The 14,047-nt window shown below is 43.2% G+C and carries 13 protein-coding genes; 2 read left to right on the top strand and 11 right to left on the bottom strand.

Going from position 1 to position 14,047, the window contains the following annotated elements; translation table 11 throughout:
* Positions 1-5 precede the first annotated feature (5 nt).
* From BQ7394_RS12685 to BQ7394_RS12730, 10 genes are all read right to left on the bottom strand, one after another.
* Positions 6-1,433 (bottom strand): DUF3575 domain-containing protein, encoded by a 1,428-nt coding sequence (locus tag BQ7394_RS12685; RefSeq protein WP_075557770.1) that lies wholly within the window; start codon positions 1,431-1,433, stop codon positions 6-8.
* 488 nt (positions 1,434-1,921) lie between these two features.
* Entirely contained in the window at positions 1,922-2,839 is a 918-nt protein-coding gene (locus BQ7394_RS12690; protein WP_075560010.1) for a tyrosine-type recombinase/integrase, read from the bottom strand.
* Between the two features lie 624 nt (positions 2,840-3,463).
* Positions 3,464-3,856 carry a HEPN domain-containing protein gene (locus tag BQ7394_RS12695; protein WP_075557771.1) on the bottom strand — a complete coding sequence of 131 codons (393 nt, stop codon included), beginning with the start codon at positions 3,854-3,856 and terminating at the stop codon, positions 3,464-3,466.
* The gene (locus BQ7394_RS12700) at positions 3,853-4,161 is read right to left on the bottom strand and encodes a nucleotidyltransferase domain-containing protein (protein WP_075557772.1); all 309 of its coding nucleotides are present in this window, start codon (positions 4,159-4,161) and stop codon (positions 3,853-3,855) included. Before BQ7394_RS12700 ends, BQ7394_RS12695 begins: the two co-directional genes overlap by 4 nt.
* Positions 4,162-4,266: 105 nt before the next feature.
* Complete coding sequence (locus BQ7394_RS12705; RefSeq protein ID WP_075557773.1) at positions 4,267-4,782, bottom strand: GNAT family N-acetyltransferase; 516 nt, start codon at positions 4,780-4,782, stop codon at positions 4,267-4,269.
* 97 nt (positions 4,783-4,879) lie between these two features.
* Positions 4,880-6,145 carry an ATP-binding protein gene (locus BQ7394_RS12710; protein ID WP_075557774.1) on the bottom strand — a complete coding sequence of 422 codons (1,266 nt, stop codon included), beginning with the start codon at positions 6,143-6,145 and terminating at the stop codon, positions 4,880-4,882.
* Between the two features lie 187 nt (positions 6,146-6,332).
* The gene (gene rsgA / locus BQ7394_RS12715) at positions 6,333-7,388 is read right to left on the bottom strand and encodes a ribosome small subunit-dependent GTPase A (RefSeq protein WP_075557775.1); all 1,056 of its coding nucleotides are present in this window, start codon (positions 7,386-7,388) and stop codon (positions 6,333-6,335) included.
* Positions 7,385-8,164, bottom strand: coding sequence for a class I SAM-dependent methyltransferase (locus BQ7394_RS12720; RefSeq protein ID WP_075557776.1), 780 nt, complete (start codon positions 8,162-8,164; stop codon positions 7,385-7,387). The genes rsgA and BQ7394_RS12720 overlap by 4 nt, the downstream gene beginning before the upstream one ends.
* A gap of 226 nt (positions 8,165-8,390) precedes the next feature.
* Positions 8,391-9,758 carry a sensor histidine kinase gene (locus BQ7394_RS12725; protein ID WP_075557777.1) on the bottom strand — a complete coding sequence of 456 codons (1,368 nt, stop codon included), beginning with the start codon at positions 9,756-9,758 and terminating at the stop codon, positions 8,391-8,393.
* Entirely contained in the window at positions 9,742-10,440 is a 699-nt protein-coding gene (locus tag BQ7394_RS12730) for a response regulator transcription factor (RefSeq protein ID WP_075557778.1), read from the bottom strand. The genes BQ7394_RS12725 and BQ7394_RS12730 overlap by 17 nt, the downstream gene beginning before the upstream one ends.
* Before the next feature lie 118 nt (positions 10,441-10,558).
* On the opposite strand from BQ7394_RS12730, the gene BQ7394_RS12735 reads away from it, so the two are divergent.
* Both BQ7394_RS12735 and BQ7394_RS12740 read left to right on the top strand, forming a co-directional pair.
* Entirely contained in the window at positions 10,559-11,287 is a 729-nt protein-coding gene (locus tag BQ7394_RS12735) for an SDR family NAD(P)-dependent oxidoreductase (protein ID WP_075557779.1), read from the top strand.
* Positions 11,288-11,353: 66 nt separating this feature from the next.
* Positions 11,354-13,006 carry an amino acid permease gene (locus BQ7394_RS12740; RefSeq protein WP_075557780.1) on the top strand — a complete coding sequence of 551 codons (1,653 nt, stop codon included), beginning with the start codon at positions 11,354-11,356 and terminating at the stop codon, positions 13,004-13,006.
* 60 nt (positions 13,007-13,066) lie between these two features.
* Here the strand turns inward: BQ7394_RS12740 and BQ7394_RS12745 are convergent, their stop codons facing one another.
* Positions 13,067-13,984 (bottom strand): ThuA domain-containing protein, encoded by a 918-nt coding sequence (locus tag BQ7394_RS12745; protein WP_075557781.1) that lies wholly within the window; start codon positions 13,982-13,984, stop codon positions 13,067-13,069.
* Positions 13,985-14,047: the final 63 nt, after the last annotated feature.

Raw genomic sequence — 14,047 nt, forward strand, 5'->3', positions numbered from 1 at the left:
ACCTCCTATCTGATTTGAAAACGATATGATAAGCAGATCTTTAAACCGACCATAAACCCGGTAGATGCAAAATGGGTTTCCAGATAATTACGGTTATCCAATGGATCATACCGGTATTTCTTTCCACTGAAAACGGAGCGGTAACCGGCACGGACACGCATACCTACTCCAAAACCGCCGACCAGAGAGAAGCGATAACCCATCGACAAACCTGCCGACCAAAAACAACCTGTCCGTCCATAAAGCATATCTTTCGACAGGTCGATCGCGCTTCCACGTACATCGAAATCTCCGTATTCGGCAAACAAGCCGGTATTCAATCCTGTAAACTTTCTCGAAGAGGATAGCCAGATACAAGGTTCGAGGGATATTTCGGACACAGCCCAACAGTCGCGCGCCTTGTCTTTATAGGCAAAGTCGGAATATATGCCGGACAAGGCAACCGACCAACGACCGGCGAAACAACACTCCACCTCCAGGTTCGGCATAAATGCACCCGTTTCTATCATTGTTTCCCCGGTTCCTAAACGAATTGACGGGACTACGCCGCACCAGGGAAGAAGGTTCGTTTTCACGGCCAGATATACAGGGTTTTGATGCATCGAAGTTTCTTTCATCCTCACAGATTTGGTTGACTGTTTTTGTTCCTCGGGAATAACTTCTTTGCCGACTGTATTTTTCTGTTTTGTCACTACCCGCACTGTTTCCCTGGTTGTTACGGTGGTAGCTAAAGCGATATCCGATTTTTCTGTTCGTTTACTATGGCGTACCGTATCCGTTACAGAAGCCAGACGGTAATCTTCCAGTTCCGTGCGGTCAAAAAGAGGATCGTCGATGCGGTACACTTCACGGTCGTAACCTCCTGTCTCACCACGACGGTACAGGTCTACATAAGGGACTGCACCATATTCACCGATGGCGGCCTCTACCGCTACCGGATAACGGCTTTCACTGTAATGAATCGAGATATTTGCAAACCACGGAAGTGGTTTATATACCTTATAGACATGTACCTGATCGCGATAGTTTCCGCTACGGTCGATGTAGAAGGCAACACAATCATGAGAAATATCGAAACGGGTTTTCAGATAGGCACGGATACGTCCGGCACGAAGGGAGGCTTCGTTCACAACCTCTTTATCTTCGTATTCATAGGCATTCACATGCGAGACGATCAACAAATGGCAATCACCTTTTAGGATTTGGTCACGGGACACGTCGAGTAAACCGCCCATCCGTTCCAGTTGATAAGCGTTGTCTCCGTAATCAGCAAGGAACAAGTCGTTATCCTGGCGGAAAGAGAAAAGGAATGATTCAGCCTTGTAATAGGTCGTAATCTGGGCATCCGCTCCTATCCCCAGAAGGAAGTTGAGCAGTAACAGGAAGATTGTTCTTGCCTGTATTTTCCGGTGTAGACCTTTTATCCTATACATATAATATATAATACCAGCATGTTCAATATTGAACAGCGACCATGATTATCACTAACTCTCTGTAAATGTTCACCTTATTTATATAATAAGGGTAGAGGGTGAAAAAAGCCCTCCCAGAAAGTGCCCGCTTAGGGAATTTTTAGGGTAAAAAATGAAGGATTGATGTCTTTTTGAGTCTTTTTGGAGGAAGAAATGGTACTGTCGGATAACAGTTTTCTCTTAACAAATTAAAAAATGATAACAGTCCCAGCCCGTCTTATGCCATCTTGTAATGAAAATCATATACTATGGCTAAAAAATAGGTTAACTTGTGAAATTTAGTAAAATAAATATGCTTTTTTTAAGAAAACACCCTACACTCCTTGTTTTTTCATTTTTTTCTTCTTACGTTTGCCACGTACTTCATTACAATTCAGGATTTTTCTTATTTATAAGACACTGATTGTAAGATAGAAAGAGGATGTTCTCCCTTATTATATAAATAAGGTTTACCCCACCCGCAAATAGCAGCCGATCGTCTCAGAAACCTGCCTATTTGCTTTGGCAACTTCCGATACGTCAAACTCCTTTAAATAGATACGGGTTGTCCTTTCCGACGTATGTCCCAATGCCTGACTGATCACGCCGATAGGTACATGCAGGTGATACGCCTCCGAAGCCCAGGCATGACGGAACGAATAGGTCGTCAACGTTTCCGGTAAATCCAGCATCACACTGAGATCTTTCAGGTATCGGTTTTCCGTTGCCAGACAGGCTTTATACTGTTCGTGGGTCATATCTTCCGACAGTACCGGGAAAAGATAGTGTCGCTCTGCACTGCGGTAGCGGTCGATAAGCATCTGCATCTCCGCCGACACTTCCATCCGGATCAGTACCCCCGTCTTCTGACGACGGTATTCCAGCACCGTACCGTTCTCCACCAGGTTCTCACCCGTCAGATGCACGATATCCACAAAAGGGATACCGCAGGCAAGGAAAGTGAACAGTGCCAGGTCGGCAGCCAGTTGCTTGGCCGGTTCCTTTTTCAGATCGAGCGAAGCGATCTTCTTTATCACTTCCACCGGCACAGCTCGTTTACGTGTCTCCTCCCGTTTCAACCGCAGCCCGGCAAAAGGCGATCTCTCCTGCCGTCCCCTGCCGAACGGCAAAGCACGGTTATACATCGCCCGAAGGCAACTGAGGTAGCTGTTCACCGTATTGACACGCAGCCCTTTCCTCTGCAGCCACAACTGGAAGTCCTGCACAAGTTCCGCCGTCACATCCTTATGTGCCGGCCCCACATCTGTGATAAAGCATTCGAAATGGTTCCGCACAGCCCTATACAGATCGGCGGTACTCTCATCTCCCCGCCTACGTTTATCCTGTTCCTGCGTCGCCATCAGCCCGCAAAAATCTTTTCTCTTCATAACTCTTCCTCCATTCATTTTCAGATTGATCAAAAAGATAAAGATAAACATTCTCCCCTTTCAAAATGTTCGTTTTTCACCTCCCCGGCTAACATCACTCCCCTCACAAATCTTTGTTCCAGAGGAACAAACCGACCTCACCACCGCATCTTCCCCTCCTCATCCCCACTCCTTCCGGAAATCATTGCAATGATTCTCCCCCATCATCACAATGTCCCCACGAAGTCATCACAATGACTCCGCACACTCATCACAATGGAGGGGGGTAATCATTGTGATGAAAAATTTAACACATGAAAAAGAAATAGATTTTCTTCAATTATTACTCCTTAAAATGGAGTATATACAGCTTCCCAAAAGCTAGAAGCATCTTTTTGACTGATCGTTTTCAATAAACAAATTGTAGCTGGCCTCGCCTTTTCTCTGCCACTTGCTCTGAAAACATTACAATGATCGGCTTTATCACCTAACTAAAATATACTTCTATCTTCTATGGAATATCTTTATGTCAAACCTCAAATCCCGGTGAAGCAGAAAAAAATTATCCTCTTATCTCCCCGCTTCATCGAGAGCCGGGAAATAGGAGGATAATTACCAAATTGACAATTTACTATAACAATACAATTATTCTAAAATCAGTTTTTCCAACGAATCAATAAAAACAATAGCTTGTGGGTAAAGTTCTTCCACTTTATCCCGCGTCATCATAATATAATCATCGTAGTCACCTGTCTGACGATTATCATATAGAATAGAGAAAAAGCGAGCTTGCTCTTTTGATACTTGTCCCGATACAACAAATTCTTTTCCAAATGCCTGTCTCACCCCAGAGTGTGTCTTGACACTAATGCCTTTTTTAAGCAATAATGCAGCTACAGCATAATAACAAGCATAATACATTCGATTAGTAGCCGTATTCCAAAAACCATGTTCTATATGTACAGTAATTTCCTGTAAAGTATCTTTCGCATTTTGCAAACGTAAAGCGATCAAAGCTGTTCTCTCATCGTCTGTCATAATACTATTCCTTCCTTCATTACATTCTCATAAAAGGGAGTAATCAGATTATTCCAAAACTTCTTAGGGAAAACTCGCGGACTAATTATGACACCTGTTTCAAACTCGATATCATAAAGAGGATAAGCTATTTCCTGTTCTTCTTTCAGTGAAATATTATCCTTATTTACCAGTATCAGTACATCTATATCACTATCAGGACGAGCATCCCCTCGCGCTTCACTTCCATAAAGTATAGCTTGAGCATCTGGGGCAACACGACGAAGAACTTCACGGATGCGATTTACTATTTCAGGACGTCTCATAGGATTCTCCTTTCTTTATTAATAATATATGTACTCTGCAAATGTAACAAATCCGGAGAGAATAGCAAGAGGATTTCAGTATTGTAATATTCATAATTGAATGATTTAACGATCTATTATTACTTTTCTATAGTCTCCGTCGCTTTTCTTCTGAAAGCCATTTCTCAGTAATGCCTTTATAGAAATGATATTTTCCTCCACCGGATCTGCCGCAATTTCTTTGCCTCCGATTTCAATAAGCTTTTCCTCCAACATCTGAATAATCCTTTTGCCAAGACCTTTATTCAAATATTCCTCTTCACCGATCAGATAACCAATTTCAAATGTATGATTTTCCTCTACTACATCTCCATACAGTGCATTAAAATCATGCCCGTCTTCTTCCAAATCTTTCAAGAAAAAGCAATCAGTATAAAGACAATACCCAATCCTCCGATCCTCATGGCAAACAATAAAGTGCTTTAAGAAGTCATATTTCCCATCTCTTTCCTTTATCTCATTCAGCCAATCCTCTTTATCACCAAACCATTTCGATATATACTCCTTATCCAACCATTTATCAAAATATGGTATATCTTCATCCATCAGAGGTTTTAATACAAGTTCTTTCTTATTTATCATGAATTTTTCGTTATAGTATTTTATTTGATGACATCCATTCCTTTGTACTCAAACAAAAGCCATTCAGTCCTAGCTGGCTTCAAAATATGAAAGCTCCTTACAAACTTAAAAGCCATTTCCATACAGGAAGGACTTCAATTGTTTTTCCGCCCATCTCTATCGTCCGTTCCGTATCGCGGGTAATAATCAATAGTTTCTTACATTCTAAGACTTCGGTAATTTTCAGCAAGGCTTTTACTTCCCGGTCAAATGTTCCATCGCTATTGTCAAGATTGTAACAAACCTGAATAGCTGTGTAATCATCAGGAATGTAGAAGTCTACCTCAATACTTTGATTATAAAAATAAACAGCATCATTTCGCCCGTATTTACGCAATAAATTCACGGCTACCATATTCTCCAATAAAGAAGTATTCCCGTCCAATAAAAAAAGATTCAGAATACCGTTATCCGTGAAATAATACTTAGGTGAAGTTTCTTTATCGACCAATTTCCCTGCAATATTCTGTATAGGATTAATAAGCCATGCATCTCTAGCGTATTCCATGTAGTTTATAACTGTCTGCGTTCCAACCTTTGCTCCGGTAGATGATACAATATTTGCAATCCGGGTAAATGACAAAAGTTGCTTGACACTTTCGGCCAGTTTCTTGAACATGATACGTAAAGCGAATGTGTTATCTACCGTATGACGGGCTGCTATATCTCCCAGATAGATTTTTTGATAAACACTGGTCAGATAATCCCGTTTAACCAATAAATCAGCTCCTTCCGGGAATCCGCCAAAATAGAAATAGTCATTGAATTTTCGCAATACTTCGGCTTTGCCTTCCGTTGATAACAGGTGATTGGAAGTAACAGAAACATCGTTTGCCGTCAAAAACTCTTTGAAAGAATACGGATAAACATCAATAGGAATATAACGTCCACCTAAAGTTGTCTGAATGTCCTGACTTAACATTTTAGCATTACTTCCCGTAATGTAAACTCGATGTTTCGTATCAGCCATACGACGAGCAAATTTTTCCCATCCGGAAACATTTTGTACCTCATCTAAAAACAAAAGAGGTTTCTTTCCATACATTTCTAAATGAACTTCCAATAACAGATTTAAATCTTCTGCTTTCATCCCGGTAAGACGTTCATCTTCAAAATTGATATAAAGCATTTCATCCCACTGTACACCTTGTGCTAGTAGTTGCTGCATCCGTTGATATAACAGGTAAGACTTTCCCGCTCGCCGAATACCCACAAAAACATAATTTCCAAACTCCTCAAAAGTGAAACTTCGTGGAATCACCTTATATTTGGGGACTTCCACTTGATTGTCAGCGATAACCGTTTTCAGAATATTTTTATCCATATCTTTCTATATTTATTCTCCAAACAATACAAATATAGTCCATTTTTATTTTATACACAAAACAAAAATAGATGTTTATCGTTTTACCGACAAAACAAAAACCATTCTACCCTAAAGTTTGTATGTCTAAAAAATAATACAATACAGTGCAGGAATCCGAAGAAACCTGCACCATATAAAAATAAAATCAGGAATTTGCTTTGCGCTTCTTCACTTCTTCCACGAGCTTTGTAAAAGATTTATCCCTTTTACGTTTCTCATGTTCGGAGGCGGAGAAATGCCAGGCTTCCTGCTTTAGTTTCAGATAGCTTTCATACACTTTTGTATCTAACAGGCCCTTGTCGACTGCTTCCAGCACGGCACAACCAGGTTCATTGGTATGTGTACAATCCTTGAAGCGACACGATTCTGCATAACTGGAAATTTCCAGCATTTCAGCAAGTGAATCGGGATTATCTACAGCCAATCCAAATTCACGAATACCCGGAGTATCTATTAAAACGCCTGAACCGTCCATCAAGACCATCTCCCGGCGGGTGGAAGTATGCCTTCCTTTCCCTGTGGACTGGCTTATATCCGATGTCAGCAGCACTGATCTTTCACAAAGTGCATTAACAAGAGAACTCTTTCCCACACCCGACGAACCGACAAACACCACCGTTTCGCCTTCCGATATGGATTCCCGTAACCGGGAAACTGTCTCAGGATGAAGGATACTGGTGAAAAACACCGGCATCCTGCTGGCAAGATGTTTGATCGCCTCTTCTACTACCTGTCTATCAAAAGGCAGATCGGATTTATTGAGTATCAACACAGGATCGATACCTTCTTCCAGTATCTGAACCATGAAACGTTCGACCCTGCGGATATTGAAATTATCATCGAGGCTCTGCACAATAAACGCCTTATCCACATACGATGCAATCGCCTGTTTCTCGGCAACTGTCCCACTTTTCTTACGGTACAATGTCCGTTCACGAGGCAGCATATCGACGATAATCCCTTTACTATCGTCGAAAGGTTGAAACAGAACCCAATCGCCCGTACAAGGCAGTTCAAAGTCAGATCTTCCATACATCATATTTCCCGTCAACTCACATTGGAACAATCCATTTTCGGAAATAACTTCATAACAGGTGCGATGCACGACGGCTATCCGTCCGTGAGATAACGTATTATATGCCGATTCTTGTTTCAGTTGGTTCAACCTGTCATTCCAACCATACATATCCAAACAGATCATAGCGTTATCTTTTTAGCGATATAAAACACATAGCCGTAGAATCCTTTGTACTTACGGTATAATTCCTCTTCATGATGTGACATCGCGACAAGTTCTTCGGCAGTTTTATTTCCCGGATATTTGGCTAGAAACTTTTCCCGTGCTTTAGCCAAAGGCGCAAAATAATGCTCTGTCCAGCAAATCTCAGGCAAAATAAAGGAAGCAACAAGAAGATACCCAGCCTTTTGCACCAGGGCTACCTGATTGGGAATGGTATCTATTTCCGGATAAGCCTCCATCCAAAAATCATGGATCTCTGCCGGACGTTCTTCGGTAAACCATGTGCTTTCGGAAACGGCGATATATCCTCCTGTTTTCAGATATTTACGCCATTCGTTTAATCCACGTTCAAAGCCGATATTATAAATGGCTCCTTCCGACCAGATCAGGTCTAATTCAACTTCTCCAAAAGGAAGGTTATCCATCGAACCGACGATTCCTTCCACTCTATCCTGAAGATTCAGCTTCCTGGCATTGTCGTTGAACCGGTCGATGAATCCCGGAAAAAAGTCGAGACCTGTAATATGTCCCGGTACATGCTGTGCCAATGTCATTGTCTGTCCGCCTGTACCACAACCCAAATCGGCGATAAGGGACCGGTCGGTCAGGTTGTCTATAAAACTCAATGCTTTAAGGGTCACTTCAGGACTTCCGGGTCCCTGACGTTCTGTGTTTAAAAAATATTCGCAGATTAAATTAAAATCGAATTCGTGAATTGTTTTATTTTCGTTACTCATTTTCTTTATGTATATAGCATACCCGTGAAAGCATAACAATGCCGTCATCATTGTACACTGATTAAAATTGAATTAATACAATAGGAATTACGCCCGAGCAGAATTACCCGAGAATAAACGAAAGGACAACCTGTACAAGAAATACAGATTGTTTACTACACCAAATCCGATTTAAATAGTTTGTTTAACATGCGGCAAAGGTACATAATATTTTGTATTATGCTAATTATATATGCAGAAACTCCACCACAAACACAGTCCCTTCACCCGGATAAGAATGAACATAGATATTTCCTTTGTGGAGGAAAACGATCTTTTGAACCAACGCCATCCCTATTCCATTGCCGACTGCATAGTTACGGTTACTGCCACGGTGAAAGGCGGTAAAGAGATGTTCCATGTCCTCTGTGGGGATTCCGATGCCTGAATCGGAAAAGCGAAGGATGGATTTTTCTTCATAGAAAGATATCTGCACCGAGGAAGTTTTATCGTCAGAGAATTTACAGTTATTCTCCATCAGGTTGACAAAGGCAGTTTTCAAAAGATAAGCATTCCCGGAAACGGTAATCATGTCATCGTCGTCGGTCTCTTCTTCAAAAAGCAAATTGACCTTATACTCCTTATTGGCTTTCAGAACCAGTCCGCGGGCATCAAGTAACAGCTCATCCAGGCGTACCTCTTCCATACTGATCTGCTCCGGCTGATAACTGGCACGAGCCAAGTTAAGCAAGCCCTCAGATAATTTCACCACCTTATCCGCATCCGTCAAAGCCTCTTCCACCGCTTTCCGATAGGCTTCACCGGAACGCTCCTTGAGAAGCGTAACCTCCAGACCACCGATCAAGGCAGCCATAGGTGTACGAAGTTCGTGAGAAACATTACTGACAAACATTTTCTGCGCATCGAACGACTGCTCCAATCGGTCGAGCGTATGGTTGAAGGTCACAGCCAACTCTCCCAACTCGTCTTTTTCGTCCGCTACCGGAACTCTTTCGTCCAGATTGGATGCCGTTATCTTCTCCACCTTCCTGACAATATTCGAGACAGGCGACAAAGCACTTCGCGACAGAAAATACCCCACAACAGCCAGTACCGCCAACCCGACACCCCATAATATCAGCAGGATATTCCGTAAAGCATCGAGCTTCGCATAGCCATAACCGTCAAATGCAGCAGCCGTGATAACATAGTCTTTCCCCTCAAACGGATACAAAAGTCCGACCACCTGATAATCTCCTTCAAAGAATTCGATGGATTTCTTTTCGACAATACGCCGAATCATTTCCGGAGTTTCTTTCACCCGATCTATCTCTTTGGCATCATGATAAAGCAGATTGAACGACGGATCATAGACAGCCACCTCCACCTCATCGATAAACTCCCGGTTATTCATGTAAATAGATTGCATAGTAGCGGCATCGACCTTATGTTGCAGGAATAGATTTGCTTTCGTAATCCCCTCCTTTTTCAGGTCACGATAGAAAACACTTTTCCGGTTACTTTCCGACAAGAACCAGATCATTCCCATCAGGAACAGGAAGACAGTAGCTGTGACTGCCGTATAACGGATCGCCAGTTTAGTCCTGATTTTCATCGGTACGCAGTATAAAACCCATGCCTGGCTTAGTATGGATCAGTTTAACAGGAAAATCACGGTCGACTTTCTTTCGAAGATAATTGATATAGACATCGATAAAATTAGTCCCCGTATCGAAATGAGTGTTCCAAACCTTATCGGCTATCTCTGCACGCGACAGGACACGCTCCGGATTCTCCATCATATAAGCCAGCAAATTAAACTCTTTAGGTGTCAATTTTATCTCACGTCCATCGCGAAAGACAGACTTACCGGACAGATCGATACGAAGATCGGCATAGTTTAACTCCTGGGGCTGTGTAGTTTGCGAAGCGACAACTTTTCTTTTCAGCAGCACCCTGATACGGGCATCCAGTTCGCGGAAATCGAAAGGTTTGACCATATAATCGTCTGCCCCGGCATCGAAGCCGTCCAGCTTGTCGTCGGTTGTGCCCAAAGCAGTAAGCATCAGAACGGGGATATCCGGATTCAGTTGCCGCACCTCTTTCGTCAGCTCAAAGCCATTCATCTTCGGTAGGATAATATCAGAGATCACCAGATCGAACCTCGAAGCCCGAAAAAGACGCAACCCCATCTCCCCATCAAAAGCCACCGACACCTGATAGCCGGAATCTTCCAAACCGACCTTCAGGAGTTCCGCTACACGCTGTTCATCTTCTACTACCAGTATTCTTGTCATACGATCTTTTTTTGTTTTTGGGATCACTGAATCCATTATAAGGTTTACAAAGATAATAATTTCCTATATTCACAGTATATCCCTATATTTGTCCCACTATATATTTTAAACAAGGGAAATGGTCAAGAGGATTGTTATCATCGGAGCGACGTCAGGTATCGGTTATGAAGTTGCAAAAATATACCGTCAGTTGGGTTGGCGTATCGGAGTGGCAGGACGCCGTATCGAACGACTCGAAGCATTCAGAGAACAGGCTCCTGAACAGATAGAGATACAACAACTTGATGTTACCGAGGTCGATGCAGTAGAAAAACTTCATCAACTGATCGACAAGTTGGGAGGCATGGATCTATTCCTACTTAGTACAGGTATCGGCAGCCAGAACCGGATGTTAAATCCAGACATAGAACTGGCAACCGTGAATACCAATGCTATCGGCTTTACCCGCATGGTAACAGCCGCCTACCATTATTTTCAGGAACAAGGGGCAGGACATCTGGCTGTCATCAGTTCCATAGCCGGAACAAAAGGCTTGGGAGCCGCTCCTGCCTATTCAGCCACCAAAAGATTTCAGAATACCTACATCGACGCTCTGGCCCAATTGGCCAGAATGGAGAAACTACCTATCCATTTTACCGATATCCGTCCCGGCTTCGTAAAAACAGACTTATTGAAAAATGATAAATATCCTCTTTTGATGCGTCCTGAACGAGTTGCCCAACAGATCGTGAGGGCGCTGAGCAGAAAAAAACGTACTGTCATCATCGACTGGCGCTATATAACTCTTGTGTTCTTCTGGAAACTGATCCCCTCCTACGTATGGGAACGGTTGTCTATCCATAATTGAATTTGTATATCTTTTCCGTAATCTCTACCTTTGTGCCCGGTTATCAAAATGCACAAATAAAAGAAAATGGGATTATTCATAAAGAAACCTCTGGGAGCTTTACAGGCTGAAGCAAATGAATCGGGAAGTAAAACATTAAAACGGGTATTGGGGCCGTGGAGTCTGGTAGCACTAGGCGTCGGCGTTATTATCGGAGCGGGATTATTCTCGATCACAGGAACCGTTGCCGCCGGATATACCGGACCGGCCATCACCTTATCGTTTGCCATTGCTGCCCTGGGTTGCTGCTTTGCCGGACTCTGTTATGCTGAGTTTGCTTCGATGATCCCGGTAGCCGGAAGTGCCTATACCTACTCGTATGCGACTATGGGCGAGTTGATCGCCTGGATTATCGGTTGGGACCTTGTACTCGAATACACCGTGGCGGCAACGACCGTCAGTATCAGTTGGAGCCGTTACCTCGTAGTCTTCCTGGAAGGGTTAGGCATTCATTTACCGCAAACACTTACTGCCTGCCCCTGGGATGGTGGCATAGTCAATATCCCGGCTTTCCTGATCGTTGTCCTGATGAGCATCTTCCTGATCCGCGGAACGGAAGGTAGCTCGATCTTCAACGGGATCATTGTATTCCTAAAGGTTTCCGTAGTATTGGTTTTCGTTGCTTTGGGTTGGAAATATATCAATACGGACAATTATATTCCTTATATCCCTGCCAATACGGGAACACTCGGTGAGTTCGGTTTCTCAGGGGTGCTTCGCGGGGCAGCCATCGTCTTCTTCGCTTTCCTCGGATTCGATGCAGTATCCACCGCAGCACAGGAAGCTAAAAACCCGAAACGCGACATGCCGATCGGTATCCTCGTCTCCCTATTGGTATGTACCGTCTTATACATGCTGTTCGCCCATGTAATGACAGGGGTGGCACATTATACTCAGTTTGGCGGACAAGAAGGAATTGCTCCCGTAGCCGTTGCTATCTCCCATATGGGGAATGCAGATGCGGCAGGTATCATCCAGCCGGATTATCCCTGGCTGAATAAAGCGATCGTTCTGGCCATTCTGTTCGGTTACTGTTCGGTCATCATGGTGACTCTGCTTGGACAAAGCCGTGTGTTCCTGAGTATGAGCCGCGACGGACTTTTACCGCCATTTTTCTCACATATCAATGAGAAATTCCGTACACCGGCACGAAGTAATCTGCTCTTTATGTTGCTGGTAGGGTTGCTGGCTGCTTTTGTTCCGGCCCGTGTAGCAGGTGAAATGACCAGTATCGGGACTTTATTTGCTTTCACACTGGTATGTGCCGGAGTATTGGTTGTAAGAAAAACAATGCCGGACGTTCAGCGAGCTTTCAAAACGCCGTTTGTTCCACTCATTCCTATTCTGGGAATCGTTACCTGCCTTTGCATGATGCTCTTTCTCCCGGCCGATACTTGGATACGTTTAATATTATGGATGTTGATCGGACTAGATATCTATGCCTGCTACGGTGTTAAACACAGCAAACTGGAATACATGCAGCAACATCGTAAAGGACAGCTTTCACTTAACATGATAGGTATCGCCCTTTCCGTCCTCTGTGTGATCACCGGACTATGGCATCAGCAGACAGTGGGATGGGATGAAAGCAAGATCTTACTGATCATTTCGTTCGTATTCGCATTCACACATTTGCCGTTTTATATGGTACGGATTTGGAGAAATACGACACAAGCATAAATAGATATATGAAAATATAAGTAGTAAAAAAGGCCGATTTAAAATCGGCCTTTTTACATATTACTTCTGTTCTTTATAATCTTTACGATAAGAGCACTCTGTTTCCGTAGGAAAGTCTTTCGGCACTTTCTGAGTCACCTTTCCGGTGGCCGCCCATTCAGCACCACGCAACAGCAAAACCTGGAAACCTGTACATTGCATAGCTGTATTATTTTCAACCGTCTCACCAGCATGTCCGAGCATCGTATGGAAGATACGGGCGTTGCCGTAATCGACAGTGAAAATCAGCGGTTCCTCACGACCTGATCCGCCTGTTTCCTTATCAGAATAAGAGGTGTACAGGAGAGCATCGATATTACCCGGACCACGCATACGGTCATATAATTCATCCTTTGTATGACGCCATTTCAAAGGTAACCCTTTGACGATCGGATGCACTTTATCACGTCCGTTTAAAACATATTCATGCTGGCTGCCATGTGAACCTCCGGGACCGGCAGAACTGTCTTTGACCAGTTTACCATCTTGCCAGTATACATAAGGACCGGCATTTTCATTGCGGTTTTCCCAACCTCCCAAAGCGCAGATCTTATTGAACTCCGGCCATTTAGAAAAAGCATTATCAGCGGCATGATAGATCACTACACCACCACCACCTTGTACATACTCGAGGAAATGTTTGTTTGTTTCTTCCGGCCAGGAATCACCATTATAATCGAGTACTACTAACTCATAAGGAGTAAAATCGAGTACAAAACTTGACATGTCCTTTCCCTGTGAGGGAGAAACCGCGAAATCGACTGAGAAACGGCCGGAATTTTCCAGTATCTGTTTTAACACCACATGGCTGACCTGCCAGTTATGGTTATTCTGCCCTGTTATTAATAAAGTTTTGATAGGTTTCCTGGCTGACACCGAGCATACACACAACATGGAAACCAACACAATGAACAGCTTTCCTAAAAATAAATGTCTCATGGTATTAATATGGTTTAAAGATTTGTAAGGGCAAATGTAGTAAAAATTGACAGTCGACAATTG

It is taken from the genome of Parabacteroides timonensis (assembly GCF_900128505.1).
In the GTDB taxonomy this organism is placed as follows: domain Bacteria; phylum Bacteroidota; class Bacteroidia; order Bacteroidales; family Tannerellaceae; genus Parabacteroides; species Parabacteroides timonensis.

Bases quoted from the DNA above. Each gene is read 5' to 3' on its own strand.
- BQ7394_RS12720 (WP_075557776.1), bottom strand. From the start codon at position 8,164: ATGAGTAACGAAAATAAAACAATTCACGAATTCGATTTTAATTTAATC.
- BQ7394_RS12705 (WP_075557773.1), bottom strand. From the start codon at position 4,782: ATGATAAATAAGAAAGAACTTGTATTAAAACCTCTGATGGATGAAGAT.
- BQ7394_RS12730 (WP_075557778.1), bottom strand. From the start codon at position 10,440: ATGACAAGAATACTGGTAGTAGAAGATGAACAGCGTGTAGCGGAACTC.
- BQ7394_RS12745 (WP_075557781.1), bottom strand. From the start codon at position 13,984: ATGAGACATTTATTTTTAGGAAAGCTGTTCATTGTGTTGGTTTCCATG.
- BQ7394_RS12690 (WP_075560010.1), bottom strand. From the start codon at position 2,839: ATGAAGAGAAAAGATTTTTGCGGGCTGATGGCGACGCAGGAACAGGAT.
- BQ7394_RS12740 (WP_075557780.1), top strand. From the start codon at position 11,354: ATGGGATTATTCATAAAGAAACCTCTGGGAGCTTTACAGGCTGAAGCA.
- BQ7394_RS12685 (WP_075557770.1), bottom strand. From the start codon at position 1,433: ATGTATAGGATAAAAGGTCTACACCGGAAAATACAGGCAAGAACAATC.
- rsgA (WP_075557775.1), bottom strand. From the start codon at position 7,388: ATGATCTGTTTGGATATGTATGGTTGGAATGACAGGTTGAACCAACTG.
- BQ7394_RS12695 (WP_075557771.1), bottom strand. From the start codon at position 3,856: ATGACAGACGATGAGAGAACAGCTTTGATCGCTTTACGTTTGCAAAAT.
- BQ7394_RS12700 (WP_075557772.1), bottom strand. From the start codon at position 4,161: ATGAGACGTCCTGAAATAGTAAATCGCATCCGTGAAGTTCTTCGTCGT.
- BQ7394_RS12735 (WP_075557779.1), top strand. From the start codon at position 10,559: ATGGTCAAGAGGATTGTTATCATCGGAGCGACGTCAGGTATCGGTTAT.
- BQ7394_RS12725 (WP_075557777.1), bottom strand. From the start codon at position 9,758: ATGAAAATCAGGACTAAACTGGCGATCCGTTATACGGCAGTCACAGCT.
- BQ7394_RS12710 (WP_075557774.1), bottom strand. From the start codon at position 6,145: ATGGATAAAAATATTCTGAAAACGGTTATCGCTGACAATCAAGTGGAA.